Origin of the sequence: Proteus sp. TJ1640 (assembly GCF_003144445.1) — a bacterium.
GTDB lineage: Bacteria > Pseudomonadota > Gammaproteobacteria > Enterobacterales > Enterobacteriaceae > Proteus > Proteus penneri.
In genome coordinates this window covers 14036-33672 of the sequence record NZ_PENY01000041.1, presented here as the reverse complement: position 1 = coordinate 33672, position 19637 = coordinate 14036, and the positions used below count along the sequence as shown (strand labels likewise).

At 37.5% G+C, this 19637-nt stretch carries 17 protein-coding genes and 1 other annotated feature; of the genes, 13 read left to right on the top strand and 4 right to left on the bottom strand.

From position 1 onward, the window contains the following. Positions 1 to 14 precede the first annotated feature (14 nt). Both DK861_RS16630 and DK861_RS16625 read left to right on the top strand, forming a co-directional pair. Positions 15 to 1379, top strand: a complete 1365-nt coding sequence (locus tag DK861_RS16630) for an L-serine ammonia-lyase (protein WP_072062833.1) — start codon at positions 15 to 17, stop codon at positions 1377 to 1379. 364 nt (positions 1380 to 1743) lie between these two features. Beyond that, entirely contained in the window at positions 1744 to 3414 is a 1671-nt protein-coding gene (locus tag DK861_RS16625; protein ID WP_109400811.1) for a formate--tetrahydrofolate ligase, read from the top strand. A 150-nt stretch (positions 3415 to 3564) separates the two neighbouring features. Here DK861_RS16625 and DK861_RS16620 read toward each other — a convergent pair whose 3' ends face one another. Next, complete coding sequence (locus tag DK861_RS16620) at positions 3565 to 4767, bottom strand: serine hydrolase (RefSeq protein ID WP_072062835.1); 1203 nt, start codon at positions 4765 to 4767, stop codon at positions 3565 to 3567. A 158-nt stretch (positions 4768 to 4925) separates the two neighbouring features. Here DK861_RS16620 and DK861_RS16615 point away from each other — a divergent pair, with 158 nt between their 5' ends. Beyond that, a complete protein-coding gene (locus DK861_RS16615; RefSeq protein ID WP_109400810.1) occupies positions 4926 to 5546 on the top strand; it encodes a glutathione S-transferase family protein in 621 nt (206 codons plus the stop codon). Between the two features lies 1 nt (position 5547). On the opposite strand, the gene DK861_RS16610 is transcribed toward DK861_RS16615, so the two are convergent. Beyond that, a complete protein-coding gene (locus DK861_RS16610; RefSeq protein WP_006537498.1) occupies positions 5548 to 6369 on the bottom strand; it encodes an SDR family oxidoreductase in 822 nt (273 codons plus the stop codon). Between the two features lie 358 nt (positions 6370 to 6727). Then, positions 6728 to 6857: a sequence feature (His leader region), on the top strand. A gap of 44 nt (positions 6858 to 6901) precedes the next feature. Here DK861_RS16610 and hisG point away from each other — a divergent pair. Genes hisG through hisIE form a run of 8 tightly spaced genes read left to right on the top strand, consistent with a single transcriptional unit; the run spans position 6902 to position 14031 of the window. Next, the gene (gene hisG / locus DK861_RS16605) at positions 6902 to 7801 is read left to right on the top strand and encodes an ATP phosphoribosyltransferase (RefSeq protein ID WP_109400809.1); all 900 of its coding nucleotides are present in this window, start codon (positions 6902 to 6904) and stop codon (positions 7799 to 7801) included. A 6-nt stretch (positions 7802 to 7807) separates the two neighbouring features. Further along, on the top strand, positions 7808 to 9136 hold the full coding sequence (gene hisD, locus DK861_RS16600) for a histidinol dehydrogenase (protein WP_109400808.1): 1329 nt from the start codon (positions 7808 to 7810) through the stop codon (positions 9134 to 9136). Continuing rightward, positions 9126 to 10208: a histidinol-phosphate transaminase gene (hisC, locus tag DK861_RS16595; protein ID WP_006537501.1), complete on the top strand. Its 1083-nt coding sequence runs from the start codon at positions 9126 to 9128 to the stop codon at positions 10206 to 10208. The genes hisD and hisC overlap by 11 nt, the downstream gene beginning before the upstream one ends. A 49-nt stretch (positions 10209 to 10257) precedes the next feature. Beyond that, positions 10258 to 11325, top strand: coding sequence for a bifunctional histidinol-phosphatase/imidazoleglycerol-phosphate dehydratase HisB (gene hisB / locus DK861_RS16590; protein WP_072062838.1), 1068 nt, complete (start codon positions 10258 to 10260; stop codon positions 11323 to 11325). After that, positions 11325 to 11915: an imidazole glycerol phosphate synthase subunit HisH gene (gene hisH / locus DK861_RS16585; protein WP_109400807.1), complete on the top strand. Its 591-nt coding sequence runs from the start codon at positions 11325 to 11327 to the stop codon at positions 11913 to 11915. Before hisB ends, hisH begins: the two co-directional genes overlap by 1 nt. A gap of 6 nt (positions 11916 to 11921) precedes the next feature. After that, positions 11922 to 12659: a 1-(5-phosphoribosyl)-5-[(5-phosphoribosylamino)methylideneamino]imidazole-4-carboxamide isomerase gene (hisA, locus tag DK861_RS16580; protein ID WP_109400806.1), complete on the top strand. Its 738-nt coding sequence runs from the start codon at positions 11922 to 11924 to the stop codon at positions 12657 to 12659. Next, complete coding sequence (gene hisF, locus DK861_RS16575; protein ID WP_109400805.1) at positions 12641 to 13414, top strand: imidazole glycerol phosphate synthase subunit HisF; 774 nt, start codon at positions 12641 to 12643, stop codon at positions 13412 to 13414. The genes hisA and hisF overlap by 19 nt, the downstream gene beginning before the upstream one ends. Further along, the gene (gene hisIE, locus DK861_RS16570) at positions 13411 to 14031 is read left to right on the top strand and encodes a bifunctional phosphoribosyl-AMP cyclohydrolase/phosphoribosyl-ATP diphosphatase HisIE (RefSeq protein ID WP_109400804.1); all 621 of its coding nucleotides are present in this window, start codon (positions 13411 to 13413) and stop codon (positions 14029 to 14031) included. Before hisF ends, hisIE begins: the two co-directional genes overlap by 4 nt. Positions 14032 to 14133: 102 nt before the next feature. Here the strand turns inward: hisIE and yiaY are convergent, their stop codons facing one another. After that, positions 14134 to 15285: an L-threonine dehydrogenase gene (gene yiaY / locus DK861_RS16565; protein WP_072062843.1), complete on the bottom strand. Its 1152-nt coding sequence runs from the start codon at positions 15283 to 15285 to the stop codon at positions 14134 to 14136. Positions 15286 to 15598: 313 nt separating this feature from the next. Here yiaY and DK861_RS16560 point away from each other — a divergent pair, with 313 nt between their 5' ends. Next, a complete protein-coding gene (locus DK861_RS16560; protein ID WP_109400803.1) occupies positions 15599 to 16099 on the top strand; it encodes a YbaK/prolyl-tRNA synthetase associated domain-containing protein in 501 nt (166 codons plus the stop codon). A 527-nt stretch (positions 16100 to 16626) separates the two neighbouring features. Then, a complete protein-coding gene (locus tag DK861_RS16555; protein WP_109400802.1) occupies positions 16627 to 17961 on the top strand; it encodes a dicarboxylate/amino acid:cation symporter in 1335 nt (444 codons plus the stop codon). A gap of 438 nt (positions 17962 to 18399) precedes the next feature. Here DK861_RS16555 and DK861_RS16550 read toward each other — a convergent pair whose 3' ends face one another. Beyond that, complete coding sequence (locus DK861_RS16550; RefSeq protein WP_109400801.1) at positions 18400 to 19521, bottom strand: hypothetical protein; 1122 nt, start codon at positions 19519 to 19521, stop codon at positions 18400 to 18402. Between the last annotated feature and the right edge of the window lie 116 nt (positions 19522 to 19637).

The following is a 19637-nucleotide window of genomic DNA, read 5'->3' as shown; positions in this document are numbered from 1 at the left end:
GGGAGGCGAATATTATGGTTAGCGTCTTTGATATTTTTAAAATTGGTATTGGCCCTTCAAGCTCACACACTGTAGGCCCAATGAAAGCAGGTAAAGAATTTGTTGATTTGCTTGCTGAAAAAAAACTTCTCTCTTCTGTTTCCCGTGTTATCGTTGATGTTTATGGCTCTTTATCTTTAACAGGTAAAGGTCACGCAACGGATATTGCTATTATTATGGGATTAGCAGGAAATTTACCAGATACCGTCGACATAGATTCTATTACCCCATTTATTAAACAAGTAGAAACAACAGGCCGCTTAATGCTAGCAAATGGCATTAAAGAAGTGGATTTTCCGGTTGAAGGCGGTATGAATTTCCATAAAAGCAATTTACCCCTCCATGAGAACGGCATGACCATCACCGCTTATAATGGTGAACAGGTTCTATTGAAAAAAACTTATTATTCTATTGGTGGCGGTTTTATTGTTGATGAAGAGCATTTTGGCCAACCTGAAGAAAATACAGTTCAAGTCCCTTATCCTTATCAATATGCGGCTGATTTACGTCGCCATTGTAAAGAAACAGGGCTCTCTTTATCTGCATTAGTGATGCAAAACGAATTAGCATTACGTAGCAAAGAAGAAATTTCGGCTCATTTAGCTGCTGTTTGGGAAGTGATGAAATCAGGTATTGAGCGCGGTGTAAATACCGAAGGCTTATTACCAGGGCCATTACGCGTACCGCGCCGTGCTTCTGCATTACGTCGTATGTTAGTCACAGAAGATAAAACGACAACAGACCCAATGACAGTTGTTGACTGGATTAATATGTTTGCCCTTGCTGTGAATGAAGAAAATGCGGCTGGTGGACGTGTTGTTACTGCACCAACAAACGGTGCCTGTGGTATTATCCCAGCGGTATTGTCTTACTATGATAAATTTATTCGTCCTGTAAATGAAAACTCTTACACTCGCTTTTTCTTAGTTGCTGGCGTTATTGGTTCACTTTACAAAATGAATGCATCTATCTCAGGTGCTGAAGTGGGTTGCCAAGGCGAAGTGGGTGTTGCTTGTTCAATGGCAGCAGGTGCATTAACTGAACTTTTAGGCGGTAGCCCAGAACAAGTTTGCATTGCAGCTGAAATTGCGATGGAGCATAACTTAGGGCTTACTTGCGACCCAGTTGCAGGACAAGTACAAGTTCCTTGTATTGAACGTAATGCTATCGCCGCTGTACAAGCAGTAAACTCATCGCGTATGGCGTTACGTCGTGTCAGCGACCCTCGTATTTGTTTAGATAAAGTCATTGAAACAATGTACGAAACCGGTAAAGACATTAATGCTAAATATCGTGAAACCTCTCAAGGTGGATTAGCTATTAAAATATCCTGTGACTAAACCCATGGATCTTAAATCCAGATAGCTACAATAGATAAGGCGCTGATATCAGCGCCTTTTTTGTTTGTGTAGTATCTATCTCGTTACTCTTCTTTTTTAATATCATCTTTTTGTATGAGATTAAATTATTATCCTTAGTTAAAATATGTTTTTTCAAACGAGCAAAGCATCACTCAATACAGATAATTTAAAGAAAAAATAGGAGATAACTACATAAATTATTTAAATGGTGTGACGATAAACGCGTTATCTAAAGTAAATAACTACAAATTAATCAATCTATTGGTGATATTTAGATTATTGTCTAAAGTTGATAAGTAAAGATCACTAGAGACATCATCAGCGGGATAAAAAGAGAACTAAAATGAAATCAGATATTCAAATCTCCCAAGAAGCACACCTCTTACCTATTCAAGAAATTGCGAAAAATTTAAATATTGATCAAGATGATATCGAGTTTTATGGCAAATACAAAGCTAAATTTAGCCACAGTATTTGGTCAAAAGTTACGGCCAAAAAGCCCGGAAAATTAGTTTTAGTTACAGCAATTAATCCAACACCCGCTGGTGAAGGTAAAACAACCGTCACCGTTGGATTAGGGCAAGCCCTTAACTATATTGGAAAAAGTGCCATTATCGCATTACGCGAACCCTCATTAGGCCCTTGTTTTGGCATAAAAGGGGGAGCAGCTGGGGGGGGTTATTCTCAAGTTGTACCAATGGAAGATCTTAATCTTCATTTTACTGGCGATTTTCATGCTATTACATCAGCAAACAACTTACTGGCCGCCATGCTTGATAACTCCATTTATCAAGGTAATCCTTTAAATATCGATCCTAAAAAAATCGTGTTTAAACGTTGTATGGATATGAACGATCGCGCTTTACGAAATATTGTTGTGGGATTGGGTGGCGAAAAAGACGGTATTACAAGAGAAGATAACTTTGTTATTACTGTTGCTTCTGAAATTATGTCAATCCTATGTTTAGCTGAGGATATTCAAGATTTAAAACAAAGACTTTCTCAGATCATTGTTGCTTATTCTTACAATGGCGATCCTATCACTGCTAATGATTTACAAGCCGTTGGCGCAATGGCCAGTTTGTTAAAAGATGCTATTAATCCTAATCTAGTACAAACACTCGAAAATACGCCAGCCATTATTCATGGTGGCCCATTCGCTAATATTGCTCATGGTTGCAATAGCGTAAGAGCGACAAAATTGGCTCTTCAACTTGCTGATATCACTATTACGGAAGCGGGCTTTGGTGCTGATTTAGGTGCTGAAAAATTCTTTGATATAAAATGCAGAATGAGTGGATTACGCCCTGATTGTGCCGTTATTGTTGTCACCACTAAAGCGCTAAAATATAACGGTGGCTTAGGTAAAGCCGAGTGGAATAATGAAGATTTAAGTGCACTTAAAAAAGGTATTGTCAATCTAGAAAAACATATTGAAAACCTTAAAAAATACGGCTTACCTGTGATTGTTTCACTTAATGCCTATGTTACCGATAGCGTTGCAGAGCATCAGTTTATCAAACAATTCTGCCAAGATAGAAATTGTCGATTTGCAATTACAAAAGTGTGGGAAAAAGGAGGGGAAGGTGGTATTGAATTAGCGAATCAAGTCATTGATACACTTGAAAATGAGCATAGCCAATTCCAATTAATTTATCCTGATAATGCCTCGCTTAGTGAAAAAATTAATACTGTCGCAAAAGAGATCTATGGCGCAAATGGTGTGACTTATAGTCAATCTGCTCGTAACATGTTGGAAAAAATAGAAAAAATGGGGTTTTCTCATTTCCCTGTTTGCATGGCTAAAACTCAATATTCACTCTCAGATGACCCCAAGTTATTAGGTCGCCCGACTGATTTTACAATAAATGTTCGTGAAGTGTATGTTTCTGCTGGCGCTGGCTTTGTTGTCGCCTTAACAGGCTCTATCACAACCATGCCCGGACTACCGAAAACACCTGCTGCTATCACTGTTAATGTTGATAATCAAGGTAAGATCGATGGTCTTATTTAAGCTCTAAAGTAGATATTTCCCCAGTTTTATTGAATATAAAAAAATCCGTAATCATTAAACAATTACGGATTTTTCATATCAAAATAACAACTAGTCTTTCTTTTTGGGTGAAAAACTCAGTAACGCTTTGATAGATCCATTCTTGATAAATTAACCAAAAATAGCATTAAACCAACCGGATACTGTTTTAACAACAAAATCCCAAATACGGCTGAAGAAACCGCCTTCCTCAACCGCTTCTTTTACGACGAGTGGGCGTTGTTCAATCACTTCATCATTTAATAAAAAGTTAACTGTACCTACAACCTGGTTTTGAGTTAACGGCGCTTCTAATACAGGATTAGTTAACGTAAAAGAGGCTTTCAGATTTTTCAATTCACCTTTAGGAATAGTAATTGAAGCATCATTAGCAACCCCTAATGCCACTTCACCTTTATCGCCGTACCACACTTTTTGACTTGTCAATGGTGTAGCTGCTTTTACTGGCGTTACCGTTTCAAAAAAGCGAAAACCCCAGCCTAATAACTTTTCACTTTCAGCAAAACGTACTTTATCTGATGGTGCTCCTAAAACAACAGCAATCAAACGCATATCACCTTCGGTTGCCGAAGAAACAAGATTGTACCCTGCTCCATTAGTGTGACCTGTTTTCACACCATCGACATTCATATTTTTATTCCACAATAAACGGTTACGGTTTGGCTGACGAATATTGTTGAATGTAAATTCTTTTTCTTTATGTATTTCATACTCTGAAGGAACATCGCGGATCATGGCTGCTGTGAGTAATGCCATATCTTGTGCTGTTGTATATTGCCCTTCAGAATCTAACCCATGAACCGTTTTAAAGTATGTATTTTTTAAACCCAGATTCTTAGCATAGGAATTCATTAAATCAACAAAGGTTTCCTGACTACCCGCAATATGTTCTGCTAATGCGATACTGGCATCATTACCAGATTGAATAACCATACCGCGATTTAAATCAATCACTTTGACCTGATCACCCGGTTTCAAGAACATCAATGATGATCCCTTCAATACCGGATTTCCTGTTGCCCATGCATTACGCCCAACAATAACCATATCGTCAGGTGACATACGACCTTCTTTAATAGCTTGCCCAACAACATAGCTACTCATGATTTTTGTAAGACTAGCAGGATCTAAACGCTCATCAGGTTTTTCTGATGCCAGAATTTTTCCGCTGTTATAATCCATTAATACATAAGATTTTGCCTCAATTTGAGGAGCCACTGGATTATTTACTGCAAATGAAGGACTAGAAATAATTAGCAGTAAACCCATTCCCGCGGTAACCTTACTCAGAACAGATGGAATATTTTTTGTCATTACCGATCACCCTTTTATATCAATTTGTTAAAGCTTTCCTACTATATGGCTTTCTGGAATAAGACGCCAACATTGATATGTAGAGATTTATCTTATATTCATATTTAGGCGCCCTATAGAGGGAAATTTTATTACTTATCGTGGTTTAGGAGACCTTTATGTTAAAAGTCTGGGGTAGAAAAAACTCATCTAACGTTAAAAAAGTTCTTTGGTGTTTAAAGGAATTAAATGTTCCTTATGAGCAAATCGATGTTGGTGGCCCTTTTGGTGGACTCAATGAAGTAAATTATTTAGCGATCAACCCCAACGCATCTATTCCAACCTTACAAGATGATGACTTTGCTTTATGGGAGTCTAATACCATTATTCGTTATTTATGTACAAAATATGAAAATAACACACTCTATCCCATTGTTCTAAAACAACGAGCAAATATAGAAAAATGGATGGACTGGTCAAATGGCAGCCTATTTGCTCCCATCCAACAAATGATGATCATGATTGTTCGTACGCCTAAAGAGCAACAAAATCCTGAGATTGTTAACGAGTTGAAAGAGAAGCTTAATAAGCTCCTTAAAATTGCTGACGACCAACTGGCAAAAACAACTTATTTTGCAGGAGATACACTTTCTCTTGCTGATATAGCGATAGCACCATTGGTCTATCCATGGCTAGAAGTTTGCAAAGATAGACCACATTTCCCTCACATTGAGCGTTGGTTTGCACGATTAAGTGAAAGACCTATTTTCCGTGATATCGTGTTACTGCCTGTAAATTAAGTTAATTCATTGGCATTTTGTCGGGATCTGGGTAATGGTAATGGAATCCAAGATCTCGACAGATCTGCTGACCATCAATCTCTCGTATTAAAGGCTTCTCTTCCTCAACAAATTCTGGTGGAATAAGATCAAGTTGATTAGACACTCTTGAGTAAAAATCTTTCTTTTTAGGGTGAATAGGAGCACATAGGTTATATAAATGGCCACCTTCATTCTGCGCAAGAAGTTGTTCGACTGCAAAAATTACATCATCTAAGTGAACTAAGTTAACGCATTGATGAGCGCCTTTTACCTGTTTTTTACCTGATAAAAAACGTCCTGCATGACGACCCGGCCCGACTAATCCAGCTAACCGAAGAATATCAACCGTAGTCAACGGTAAACGATGTAGCCAGTTTTCAACTTCTGCTAACATTTTTGCTGATTGTGTTTCTGGCCGAATATCCATTTCTTCCGTGATATTACCCGTTTGATTGCCATATACAGAAGTAGAGCTAATGTAAATGACTCTCGTAACATGACGAGACATTGCGCTATCCACCAGCGTCTGAATAGCTTCAACATAATCATAACCACCACCAGCAGCACTAGGTGGTAACGTGATAATGAGAACGTCTGTTTCCATTAAGTAATCAAAATCATCTCTATCACATTCAATTGCGGGTGTTAAATTCACTAAACAGCAGTCAACGCCACTCATTCTTGCTGCTTCTACGCCATCTTCGGTGGTTTTAGTCCCTTTAACTTGATAGCCTGCATCACGCAACGCAGCGGCAAGTGGTAAACCTAACCAACCTAATCCTACGATGGTTATTCGTTTCATTTTGCTCCCCTACTTAAATGGCTTAGTCAAAGTATGCTATAAAATTTCAGTTTCGCCATTACTTATAAACAATACTTATATTTCGTAAACGTTTTGCATCTCCCTTATATACTCGCCTACTTATCCCATTAAGTAAATAAGAGAAATATTAAAATTACATTAAAAACAAAAGGTTATAAAATAATTAAATTATTATTAAAAAATAGGTTGCTTTCTGCTTTGTAAATCATGTAGGTTGAAAGGCAGACAAATTCTAAATGCAGGTTACTAAATAGAGATTAACAGTAACAGGCATGATTAAATAACAAATAGTGTTATTAGCTAGGAAAATAATTATGTATAGCATTCAACTAAACCACCATCATCACCATCACCCTGACTAGTCTTTCAGGCGATGAGTGCTGGAAGACGTTTAAGAAACGCTTCCGGTGGTCTGAATGCAGATAACAACTAAAACCCCGGAAGGCAACTTCCGGGGTTTTTTTATAGCTAATTTTCAAACAAAAAATTAAGACAAGGACAGGGTAATATTATGTTAGACAAAACAAGATTAAGAATTGCAATGCAAAAATCGGGTCGCTTAAGTGATGAATCTCGCGCCCTTTTAGCACGTTGTGGCATCAAAATTAATTTAAACCAACAACGTCTGATTGCTTATGCAGAAAATATGCCTATCGATATTTTACGTGTTAGAGATGACGATATTCCTGGATTAGTTATGGATGGTGTTGTTGATTTAGGGATCATCGGTGAAAACGTTTTAGAAGAAGAGTTATTAAAGCGTCGTTCACAAGGTGAAAACCCCAGTTATCTAACATTGCGTCGTCTTGATTTTGGTGGCTGTCGTTTATCTCTTGCGACCCCTGTCGATTTTGATTACCAAGGTGCGGAATGCTTAAATAATACTCGTATCGCAACCTCTTATCCAAACCTACTCAAACGTTATTTAGACCAAAAAGGTATCAAATTTAAATCGTGTTTATTAAACGGTTCTGTTGAAGTCGCTCCTCGTGCGGGCCTTGCTGACTCTATCTGTGACTTAGTTTCTACTGGCGCAACATTAGAAGCCAACGGTTTAAAAGAAGTTGAAGTGATTTATCGCTCAAAAGCGTGTTTGATCCAACGCGATGGTGAGATTGAAGCCGATAAACAAGCTCTTATCGACCGCTTACTAACGCGTATTCAAGGTGTTATTCAAGCTCGAGAATCAAAATATATTATGTTACACGCACCAAGTGATTGTCTTGAAGATGTCATCGCATTACTTCCGGGAGCTGAAAGACCCACTATTTTACCTCTGGCGGGAGACCAAAATCGCGTTGCAATGCACATGGTGAGTAGCGAAACCCTATTCTGGGAAACAATGGAAAAGCTTAAAGCATTAGGTGCAAGTTCAATTCTTGTTTTACCAATTGAAAAAATGATGGAATAAGGTGAAATGATGAAAACAGGTTTTAGTACATTAATTTACTGGAATAAATACACGAGAGAACAGCAACAACAGCTATTAACTCGCCCTGCTATTTCTGCATCAGGTTCTATTACAGAACAAGTTGCTAGCATCATTTCACAGGTACGCAATGAGGGAGATAAAGCGCTTAAAACGCTTAGCCAAAAATTCGATAAGGCAGCGCCGGAAAGTGTTTTGGTGTCAAAATCGCAAATCGATGAAGCCTCATCACGACTTGATAGCAAAATAAAACAGGCAATAGCACAGGCGATGAATAATATTCGTCGCTTTCATGAGGCGCAAATTCCTAACACTATCAACGTAGAAACTCAGCCTGGTGTATTTTGTCAGCAAGTAAGCAGAGCAATTGATGCAGTAGGACTTTATATTCCTGGAGGTTCAGCGCCATTGCTTTCAACCGTCATGATGTTAGGTATCCCAGCGCGTATTGCAGGTTGTCGCAAAGTTATTCTTTGCTCTCCCCCTCCTATTGCTGATGAAATTTTATATATTGCTCAACAAATTGGTATTGATGAAATTTTCCAAGTAGGAGGCGCGCAGGCGATTGCAGCCATGGCGTTTGGTACAGAATCTATCCCTAAAGTAGATAAAATTTTTGGCCCCGGTAATGCGTATGTAACAGAGGCCAAACGTCAAGTCAGCCAATCGCTACAAGGTGCAGCAATCGATATGCCAGCAGGCCCTTCTGAAGTTTTAGTGATTGCTGACGCGGATGCAAATCCTGCATTTATTGCTGCTGATTTACTGTCGCAAGCAGAGCATGGCCCAGATTCACAAGTCGTGTTATTAACACCCGATGAAACCTTAGCAAAAGCGGTTATCGCTGAAACGGAAACACAACTTACTCAATTAAGCCGAGCTGAAATTGCCAAACAAGCGTTAGCTGAAAGTCGAGTCATTATTACTCGCGATCTCGATCAGTGTATTGAAATCAGTAATAGCTATGGTCCTGAGCACTTAATTATTCAAACCAATGATGCTGATACTCGTGTTGATAGCATTACCAGCGCCGGATCTGTTTTTCTTGGTGCTTGGTCGCCTGAATCTGCAGGAGACTATGCTTCTGGCACGAATCACGTTCTACCAACTTATGGTTATACATCAACCTACTCCAGTTTAGGTTTAGCTGACTTTATGAAGCGAATGACGGTACAAAAACTGACAGCAAAAGGTTTATCCGATTTAGCAGAAACGATTGAAATATTAGCACAAGCAGAACAATTAACCGCTCACAAAAATGCGGTCACACTTCGTGTTAATGCTTTAGCTCGGGAGAAAAATAACGATGAAAACTGAATTTGATATCACCACACTTGCCAGAAAAAATGTACGCGAACTGACGCCTTATCAATCTGCTCGACGTTTAGGCGGAAATGGTTCTGTTTGGTTAAATGCAAATGAATACCCTATCGCTCCTGATTTTACTTTTAATGAAAAAAACTTAAACCGTTATCCTGAATGTCAACCTGTTAACGTTATTAGCCGTTATGCAAAATATGCCGGTGTAAATACTAATCAAGTTTTAGTTAGCCGTGGCGCAGATGAAGCTATTGAGCTCCTTATTCGTGCTTTTTGTGAGCCGAGTAAAGACGCAATGCTCTATTGCCCACCGACATATGGCATGTATAGCGTTAGTGCTGAAACTTTCGGTGTAGAACAGCGTGTTGTCCCTGCTCTTGCTGATTGGAGCCCTGATGTCAAAGCCATCGCATCACAACTTGATAATGTCAAACTTATCTATCTATGTAGCCCAAATAATCCAACAGGAAACATTATTGATCCTTCGCTTATTCGTGATGTATTGGCATTGGCTAAAGACAAAGCCATTGTTGCGATAGATGAAGCTTATATTGAATTTTGCCCACAAGCCTCAGTTGTTTCATGGCTTGAAGATTATCCGAATTTAGTTATTTTGCGAACCTTATCGAAAGCTTTTGCTTTAGCAGGGCTTCGTTGTGGCTTTACGCTTGCCAATCCACCTGTCATTGAATTATTACTAAAGGTGATCGCGCCATACCCGCTTTCAACACCTGTTGCAGATATCGCTGCGCAGGCATTAACAGAAGCAAGTATTGAGATAATGAAAAAACGAGTGGCAGAAATTTCGCGTAACAGAGCCATTTTATCTGAAACGTTAAAAAAATTGCCTAATGTTGAACAGGTTTATAACAGCGAAACCAACTACATTTTAGTGAAATTCACTGATGCTACCCTAGTTTTCCGAACTTTATGGGAACAAGGGATTATTTTACGCGATCAACAACGTCAATATGGGCTTAATGGCTGTTTGCGTATTTCTATCGGTACAGCAGAAGAATGTGATAGCGTGATTAATGCCATAAAAAATATTCAAACTGCAAACGTATAAAACATTAAAAACGATAACAACAAAAAATCGCAACTGAAGGATCTCAACCATGAGCCAAAAAATTCTTTTTATCGACCGTGATGGTACTTTAATCACAGAACCACCAACTGATTACCAAGTAGATAGACTTGATAAGCTTGCCTTTGAAAATGGCGTGATCCCCGCACTGACTGCGCTACAAAAAGCGGGTTATAAACTCATTATGATCACAAATCAAGATGGATTAGGCACAGAAAGCTTTCCTCAAGCAGATTTTGATCCTCCTCATAATTTAATGATGCAAGTTTTTTCTTCTCAAGGGATCTCATTTGATGACGTTTTAATTTGCCCTCATAAACCTGAAGATAACTGCCCTTGTCGCAAACCAGAAACAGGACTTGTCACCCAGTATTTAGTTGATGGCGCACTCGATAAAGATAACAGCTATGTCATTGGTGATAGACAAACTGATATTCAGCTAGCTGAAAATATGGGCATCAAAGGCCTGCTTTATAATACAGATAAACTCAATTGGGCTGTTATTACAGAGCAACTAACTAAAAAAGATCGCTATGCCCACGTTGAACGAAAAACAAAAGAAACACAAATCGTGATCGATATTTGGCTTGATCGTGAAGGCAATAGTCAGATCAGCACAGGTGTTGGTTTCTTTGATCACATGCTTGATCAAATTGCCACACACGGTGGCTTTCGTATGAATATTAATGTGAAAGGTGATTTAGTGATCGATGATCACCACACTGTGGAAGATACCGGTCTTGCTTTAGGTGAAGCCTTACGCGAAGCATTAGGTGATAAACGAGGTATTGCTCGCTTTGGCTTTACATTACCAATGGATGAGTGCCTTGCAAGCTGTGCATTAGATATTTCAGGTCGTCCACACCTTGAATACAAAGCCGAATTTAAATATCAACGTGTCGGTGATTTAAGTACAGAGATGATCGAACACTTTTTCCGTTCACTCTCTTACACCATGGGTTGTACATTACACCTGAAATCAAAAGGCAAAAACGATCACCACAAAGCTGAAAGCTTATTTAAAGTCTTTGGTCGTACATTGCGCCAAGCCATTCGTGTTGAAGGCAATACTTTACCAAGCTCAAAAGGTGTTCTGTGATGAAAGTGGTTATTCTTGATACAGGTTGTGCCAATTTAGCCTCTGTTGCTTACGCCGTTAAGCGACTCGGTTATGAGCCAATAGTGTCTTATGAAAAAAACATTGTGTTATCTGCGGATAAGCTCTTTTTACCCGGAGTCGGAACGGCTAAAGCAGCAATGGAACAACTCAAAGCACGTGAGCTAATTCCTTTAATTAAAGCATTAACACAACCTGTTTTAGGTATTTGTTTAGGCATGCAAATATTGGCCTCACTAAGCGAGGAAGGTAAGGATATCCCCTTATTAGGTTTAGTTGATGGCACTATAGATAAGCTTAATACAGCCGGATTACCATTACCTCATATGGGTTGGAACCAGGTATTAGCAAAACCTGGACATCCTCTGTTTCGTGAGCTTGGTGACGATGCTTGGTTCTATTTTGTTCATAGCTACGCTTTAGCACTCAATGAATCGACGATTGCAGAAACTGAATATGGCACTCGTTTTAGTAGCGCAATTCAAAAAGATAATTTTTATGGCGTGCAATTTCACCCAGAGCGTTCAGGGAAAGCAGGTGCTCAACTTATCAAGAACTTTTTGGAGATGTAACCCGTTATGATTATTCCAGCATTAGATTTAATTGAAGGGAAAGTCGTTCGTCTTCATCAGGGTGATTATGCCAAACAGCGCGATTATGATGATAATCCGCTGATACGCTACCAACAATATGAAAAAGATGGTGCAAAATTACTTCACTTAGTGGATTTAACGGGAGCAAAAAATCCCTCTGCCCGCCAAATTCCACTGTTAAAAGAACTTGTTACTTGTGTCAATGTGCCTGTACAAGTGGGTGGTGGTATTCGCACTGAAGATGATGTGAAATCACTACTTGATGCAGGGGCAAGCCGTGTTGTTATTGGCTCTACCGCAGTCAGTCAGCCCGAAATGGTAAAAACATGGTTCGAGCGCTATGGTGCGGAAGCCATTGTATTAGCCCTCGATGTTCGCATTGATAAACAAGGCAAAAAGTGGGTGGCAGTCAGTGGTTGGCAAGAAAACTCACCCTATACGCTTGAAGAGATCATCGAGCTTTATCAAAGTGTGGGTTTAAAGCATGTGTTATGTACCGACATTTCTCGAGATGGCACATTGGCAGGCTCTAACGTCGAACTGTATAAAGAAATTAGCCAGCGTTTCCCTGATATTTTATTCCAAGCTTCGGGCGGTATTGGTGATTTACAAGATATCGCAGATCTTCCAGCATCCGGTGTTGCCGGTATTATTGTTGGTAGAGCATTATTAGAAGGCAAGTTTACATTAAAAGAGGCAATATCATGTTGGCAAAACGCATAATTCCTTGTCTTGATGTCCGAGATGGGCAAGTTGTTAAAGGTGTTCAATTTCGTAATCATGAAATTATTGGTGATATTGTCCCTCTTGCTGAACGCTATGCCAAAGAAGGCGCTGATGAACTGGTATTTTATGATATTACCGCCTCTTCTGATGGTCGGGTTGTTGATAAAAGCTGGGTGTCACGCGTAGCTGAAGTCATTGATATACCATTTTGTGTTGCTGGTGGCATTCGTTCCGTTGAAGATGCAGGAAAAATTCTCTCTTTTGGGGCTGATAAAATTTCGATTAACTCGCCTGCGCTTTCTGATCCAACATTGATTTCACGTTTGGCAGAACGCTACGGTGTGCAATGTGTTGTCGTAGGTATTGATACTTGGTTTGATGAAAAAACAGGTGAATACCTAGTTTATCAATTCACAGGTGATGAAAAACGCACTCAACAAACACACTGGAAAACACTTGATTGGGTACGTGAAGTTCAAAAGCTAGGCGCAGGTGAAATTGTTTTAAATATGATGAATCAAGATGGCGTAAGACAAGGCTATGACTTGAAACAATTAGCTCAAGTGCGCCAAGTTGCAGATGTACCTCTTATTGCCTCTGGTGGTGCTGGCGAAATGTCACACTTTCTTGATGCCTTTAAATTAGCCAATGTTGATGGCGCACTTGCAGCGTCTGTTTTTCACAAACAAATTATTAACATTAACGAACTAAAACAATATCTTGCAGAAAATGACGTTAAGGTAAGAATATAATGAATAGTGAAACATTAGCGCAATTAGATTGGGAAAAAGTGGATAATCTCATGCCAGTTATTATCCAAAATGCCATTTCAGGTGATGTATTAATGCTAGGCTATATGAATAAAGAAGCGCTAGATGTGTCACTAAAAAGTGGAAATGTCACTTTCTATTCTCGCACTAAGCAACGCTTATGGACAAAAGGAGAAACATCAGGCAACTTTCTCAAGTTAGTCAATATTTATCCTGATTGTGATAATGATACTTTACTTATTTTAGCTAACCCGATTGGACCAACTTGCCATAATGGCACTGAGAGTTGCTTTGCTCCTGCACAAAGCCAGTGGGGATTTCTCTATGAGCTGGAAAATATATTACGTGAGCGTAAAAAAGCCTCACCAGATAGCTCGTACACTGCCCGCCTTTACGCCAGCGGTACAAAACGAATAGCTCAAAAAGTTGGAGAAGAAGGTGTAGAAACTGCATTAGCCGCTACAGTTAATGACAAAGAAGAGTTAAGAAACGAAGCCTCTGATTTGCTCTATCACTTAATGGTACTATTACAAGATCAATCATTATCACTCTCTGATGTAATAAGTTGTCTACAAGAGCGCCATAAAAAATCAGAGTAAATGAATTAACATTAATATGAAAAAGCCGATACTCCTAAAGTATCGGCTTCATTTTTGAAAAAAGCAAAAAAATGACTTAATTACCTTTTTATTTCCTGCGTATTACATTGCTTGGCGGAATAACTCGATAACATCACTTTCAGTACCCTGAACAGGGTTAGTAATTGCACAAGCATCTTTCAGCGCATTTTCAGCTAATGTTTTAAAGTCTTCTTCTTTTACACCTAATTCTTTCAGACCTGCAGGAATACCAACATCTTTAGCCATTTTACGAATTTCTTCAATACATGCCTTCGCACCTTGCTCATCGCTCATTGCAGAAACATCAACACCCATCGCTTGTGCGATATCTTTTAAACGACCTGCTGCTGCTTGAATGTTATAAGCTTGAACATGTGGTAATAGAACCGCATTACACACACCATGAGGTAAGTTATAGAAACCACCTAATTGGTGAGCCATAGCATGTACATAACCTAAAGAAGCATTATTAAATGCCATACCAGCTAAGAACTGAGCGTAAGCCATGCTTTCACGCGCTGCCGCATCACCACCATTATCAACCACTTTACGTAAAGATTCGCTGATCATAGTGACAGCTTTTAATGCACACGCATCAGTGATTGGATTAGCAGCAATTGAAACATACGCTTCTACAGCATGAGTTAACGCATCCATACCTGTTGCAGCGGTTAAACCTTTTGGCATACCTATCATTAATTCTGAATCATTTACAGATAAAAGTGGTGTAACGTTTTTATCAACAATGGCCATTTTAATATGACGTACCGTATCTGTGATGATACAAAAACGTGTCATTTCTGACGCCGTACCTGCTGTAGTATTAATTGAAATTAGTGGTAATTGCGGTTTTTCAGAACGGTCAACACCTTCATAATCTGCTATTTTTCCACCATTAGAAGCCACTAACGCGATACCTTTAGCGCAGTCATGTGGAGAACCACCACCTAAAGAAATCACACAGTCACATTGATGTTCTTTCAGCAGCGCTAAACCTGCTTCTACGTTTTCAACAGTAGGATTTGGTGCTGTGCCATCATAAGTCACACTTGAAATGCCTGATTCAGTCAATAATTTACTGACCTTATCGACAACACCCAATTGATTTAAAATACTATCAGTAACGATTAAGGCTTTATGAAAACCAAAATCTTTCATTGAACTTACAGCTTCAGCAAGACAACCAGCACCAATTTTATTTACAGAAGGGATATAGAATGTTGAAACTGCCATTATTGACTTCCTTTTTAGTAATTAAATCTATGTTTTAATATGTTCTATTCTTTTTATTCTTAAATTGATCATCATCAAAATAATGAATAAATATCAATTTATTTATAATAATAGTATACAAATATAATATTGGTATTCTAATTACCCTATTAATTCAATAGGATAATACTATTAACATATTATTATTTGTAATAAAATAATTTGAAAAGCTTATCAAAATAATCAAAACCAACTATAAACATCACAGCAGAATATTTTTTTTAAAGTCGTATAATGACTCTAATAAATAATCAATTAGATTCAGGAGTCATTGATGTCTTTGACTATTTTTGAGCAACTTACTGCTTTATTAGATAAAAACCACGCAACTTACCGTATTATGGAACACCTCACCGCAGGTCGTTCTGAAGAAGTTGCAAAAATCAGAGGAACACAATTAGGACAGGGAGCAAAAGGACTTGTTTGCCATATAAAAGGTAATGGCATTAAACAGCATGTTCTTGCAATATTACCCGCCGACAAACAAGCTGATCTAACAAAACTCGCTCACCAAATTGGTGGAACAAGAGCATCACTGGCAAGCCCTAAAGAAGTGGATGATCTTACTCAATGCGTATTTGGCGCAATACCGCCTTTTAGTTTTCATCCTGCATTAAAGCTTGTGGCCGACCCTCTACTTTTTGAACGTTTTGATGAACTCGCTTTTAATGCAGGTACATTAGAGCGTTCGATTATTCTTAATACACAAGATTATAAGCGTATTGCACAGCCTGAATTAATCTCTTTTATTCGAGATGAAGAAAACCAACAATAAAAACATTTAACCTATTTTTAACAATTACCCTAATCGAAGGGTAATTGTTATTATAATAACTATTCTTTCTGAAGGCTTATTTGTTTGTTAGTTAACGTTTTATTTAAATTAATGGATTTATCGTTAGTTAGTTTCCATTTAAAATAAATTTAATAAAAACAAATAATTGAATGCATTTTCTTTCCTTAACCCCTCTTTTTCATAATTATTTACATTTAAATCATTTTATTCACCAAAAAATAAAATCAAACACACAATCCATTAAATAAATATGATAAATCAAAACAAAACATAGATTCATTAACCTATTGATATAAGAAAAATAAATTTCAAAAATAGCGATAAATTGAAATTAAATCTAATTTTTTAGATGAAGAGCACAATATTTGATAAAATCAACTTTATTTTATTGACCTGATTTACTCATACCTTTAAGTTACCTGTTACAACAAAATAAATGTAAATAATAATTTACATCATAATTTCTTTTTTATTTAGTCAATATCTTTCAGTTACAGGGAATTTTTATGCAGACTTCATCCCGCAAGCTCCCCCTTTATCGTGTGTTATATATTCAAGTTATTATTGCTATCATTTTCGGTATTCTATTAGGGCATTTTTACCCTGATGTTGGTGAATCCTTTAAACCACTAGGTGATGGATTTATCAAAATTGTAAAAATGATCATTGCACCGGTTATCTTCTTAACTGTAGTAACGGGTATTGCAGGTATGAATAACATGAAAGCAGTCGGGAAAGTGGCTGGTAAATCAATGGTTTACTTCCTGACATTTTCTACGATTGCACTTGTGATTGGATTAATCACAGCCAACATTATTCGTCCTGGTGATGGCTTAAACATCTCTCCTGAATCATTAGATAGTAGCCGAGTAGAAATGTATGTCGTTCAAGCACATAGTTCTTCTCTTGTTGATTTTTTAATGAATATCATCCCTGACACTATCGTTAGCCCTTTAGTTAACGGCAATATCTTACAAGTATTGTTTGTTTCTGTGATTTTTGGTCTAGCATTAGCATCAATCGGCTCACAAGGTGAACCTGTATTAAAATTCTTACAGCATCTTTGTGCTCCTATCTTTAAGATGGTTAGTATGCTAATGAAGTTAGCACCTATTGGTGCCTTTGGTGCCATGGCTTTTACAATAGGCAAATATGGTATTTCTTCTATTGGCAATTTAATGTTGTTAGTCATTACTTTTTATCTTACAGCATTACTTTTTGTTCTCGTTGTATTAGGTGCTGTAGCTAAATATAACGGCTTCTCCATTCTCTCTTTAATCAAATACATTAAAGATGAGTTATGGTTAGTATTAGGTACCTCTTCATCTGAAGCCGCGCTACCCACGTTAATGAATAAAATGGAGAGTCTAGGCTGTAAAAAATCAGTTGTCGGCTTAGTTATTCCAACGGGTTACTCCTTTAATTTAGATGGCACTAATATCTATATGACCATGGCGGCCTTATTTATTGCACAAGCAACGGGCGTAGATTTGTCATTAACAGAACAGATTACATTACTCTTTGTTGCCATGATCAGTTCAAAAGGTGCTGCAGGTGTCACGGGGGCTGGTTTTATTACTTTAGCAGCAACATTATCGGTTGTTCCTAGTGTTCCCGTTGCTGGTATGGCGCTTATCTTAGGCATCGACCGCTTTATGTCAGAGTGTCGCGCTTTAACCAATATTGTGGGTAATGCCTGTGCTTGCATTGTTGTCGCACGATGGGAAAATGCCTTAGATAAAGAAAGAATGAATGATGTTTTTAGTGGAAGAATATCCAGAGAAGACTTTGCTGATGATAATTTAGTTTCTGAGAATAAAAGTATAAAAAACTATTATTAAAAATAATAATCAGTTATTTCTATCTAATTAATTATTTAAAATATAGGGGAAGTTACTCAAACTGCTGAGTATAAATTCTTCCCCTAAAATAGATAATTATTTAAACCTAGTAATCTTGAATGGGTAATAAGTGAAATTGGCGCCTCTCTTTTTGATGTTTCAGGCGTATTTTATATGCTTAAAGGAATGGATTCTTGTGATAAGAAAAGTATTATCGAGTCCACTCGCAGAATACTAAATAGTATGGTTAAAGATAATTTACTTGAAAGAGCGTCTAGTTACGAAAGATGACAAACCTTTCACAGACATCTTAAAAAATCAACATTAAATAAAAAGCCATCAATCAATATTAACTCATTGAAGTAACATCTAATAACTGAATTATAAACCGTGCTCCAATATATTAATTGATGGCTACAAATAAATTAAAATTGTGCTTTATTCAACCAGAATAGAAACATCTATACTCCCTTTATAATTATTGGCAGGGACATTACCTTGAGCACAAAGATTAAATGATAATGATTTCATTAAAGAACTATCTTTATAAGAACCCAACTGTTTTCCATTATAAAATTCAAAAGCATTCGAATCATTTTTATTACAAATGGCATCAGTTACCGATTTCTCACCATCAGAAACGGAAATGTAAGGCGCTACTTCGTTAGCATTTAATGGATTATCTGGCTTCATCTTCATGCCTGTCTTGCTTGAATCAACTAATTCGCCAAAAGGTTTTAATGAAACATAGAGACTTCCATTGTTAGGGCAAGACACCATAATACCAGCTAGATATTTATCAAGTAATTTAGGTGAGCTATATTGCTTAGCTAATTGAGGTGCAAACTGTATATTAGTTGAACTCATCGGTGTCACATTACACTTTTTTAAAACATGAATAGGGCCATCATCAAATGAAAAAGGAACAGTATCCACGATATACCCACCACCACCTGTCTTAGGTTGTGCTGCCGACCAATATAACGGGCGAACAAAATCATAAATACCTGGTTTAACATTACCAACGGCATAAATAGAATAAGAATTTATATTTAATTGTGAACTCTCGAACCGCGTACTAAACCCATACCAACATAATGGACCATTGGTAAGAATAGTGTTGCTATTTTCACCTCTTATGTCGCTCGCTTTTCCTCGATTTAAATCAATAAAAGCTCTAAGACGCATACCTTGGTTACTAGGTGAATGTTGAATTACTATTTTTCCATTAATCGCAGCAACTAGATAATTTGTTTTATTTTCCTCAGGACTTGCATTTTTATTATACAATTTCAGACCATATTCGCCGTCCTGTCCTCCAGGTAACGGAAATAGAAAATCCCCTACCCCATTATTACTTTTGTTACAATAACTTTTGGTATTGTTAATTCCTATCGTCCCTTGAGCTCGATTAGCGTTACTAACTCTCACATTTAGGTAAGACTGAGTAGGATAAAATTCTCCGATATATCCATTGCTACCATCAGGAACATTAAGTGCATGAGTCATCTGAGAAAATGATATTAATAGTAAAAAAAAGCTTATTTTAGTAAATTTCATTTTACAGTTTCCGCTTTACATTTTAAAATTTATTACCATATTAATGATAATTTAATTGAATATTTAAGGGTTGAGTTATCCTTAATAGAGTTATATTTATAATATAATTAGCAATA

What these genes read in the sequence shown, in the direction of transcription:
- DK861_RS16630 (WP_072062833.1), top strand. Translation starts at nt 15, where the DNA reads ATGGTTAGCGTCTTTGATATTTTTAAAATTGGTATTGGCCCTTCAAGC.
- DK861_RS16625 (WP_109400811.1), top strand. Translation starts at nt 1,744, where the DNA reads ATGAAATCAGATATTCAAATCTCCCAAGAAGCACACCTCTTACCTATT.
- DK861_RS16620 (WP_072062835.1), bottom strand. Translation starts at nt 4,767, where the DNA reads ATGACAAAAAATATTCCATCTGTTCTGAGTAAGGTTACCGCGGGAATG.
- DK861_RS16615 (WP_109400810.1), top strand. Translation starts at nt 4,926, where the DNA reads ATGTTAAAAGTCTGGGGTAGAAAAAACTCATCTAACGTTAAAAAAGTT.
- DK861_RS16610 (WP_006537498.1), bottom strand. Translation starts at nt 6,369, where the DNA reads ATGAAACGAATAACCATCGTAGGATTAGGTTGGTTAGGTTTACCACTT.
- hisG (WP_109400809.1), top strand. Translation starts at nt 6,902, where the DNA reads ATGTTAGACAAAACAAGATTAAGAATTGCAATGCAAAAATCGGGTCGC.
- hisD (WP_109400808.1), top strand. Translation starts at nt 7,808, where the DNA reads ATGATGAAAACAGGTTTTAGTACATTAATTTACTGGAATAAATACACG.
- hisC (WP_006537501.1), top strand. Translation starts at nt 9,126, where the DNA reads ATGAAAACTGAATTTGATATCACCACACTTGCCAGAAAAAATGTACGC.
- hisB (WP_072062838.1), top strand. Translation starts at nt 10,258, where the DNA reads ATGAGCCAAAAAATTCTTTTTATCGACCGTGATGGTACTTTAATCACA.
- hisH (WP_109400807.1), top strand. Translation starts at nt 11,325, where the DNA reads ATGAAAGTGGTTATTCTTGATACAGGTTGTGCCAATTTAGCCTCTGTT.
- hisA (WP_109400806.1), top strand. Translation starts at nt 11,922, where the DNA reads ATGATTATTCCAGCATTAGATTTAATTGAAGGGAAAGTCGTTCGTCTT.
- hisF (WP_109400805.1), top strand. Translation starts at nt 12,641, where the DNA reads ATGTTGGCAAAACGCATAATTCCTTGTCTTGATGTCCGAGATGGGCAA.
- yiaY (WP_072062843.1), bottom strand. Translation starts at nt 15,285, where the DNA reads ATGGCAGTTTCAACATTCTATATCCCTTCTGTAAATAAAATTGGTGCT.
- DK861_RS16560 (WP_109400803.1), top strand. Translation starts at nt 15,599, where the DNA reads ATGTCTTTGACTATTTTTGAGCAACTTACTGCTTTATTAGATAAAAAC.
- DK861_RS16555 (WP_109400802.1), top strand. Translation starts at nt 16,627, where the DNA reads ATGCAGACTTCATCCCGCAAGCTCCCCCTTTATCGTGTGTTATATATT.
- DK861_RS16550 (WP_109400801.1), bottom strand. Translation starts at nt 19,521, where the DNA reads ATGAAATTTACTAAAATAAGCTTTTTTTTACTATTAATATCATTTTCT.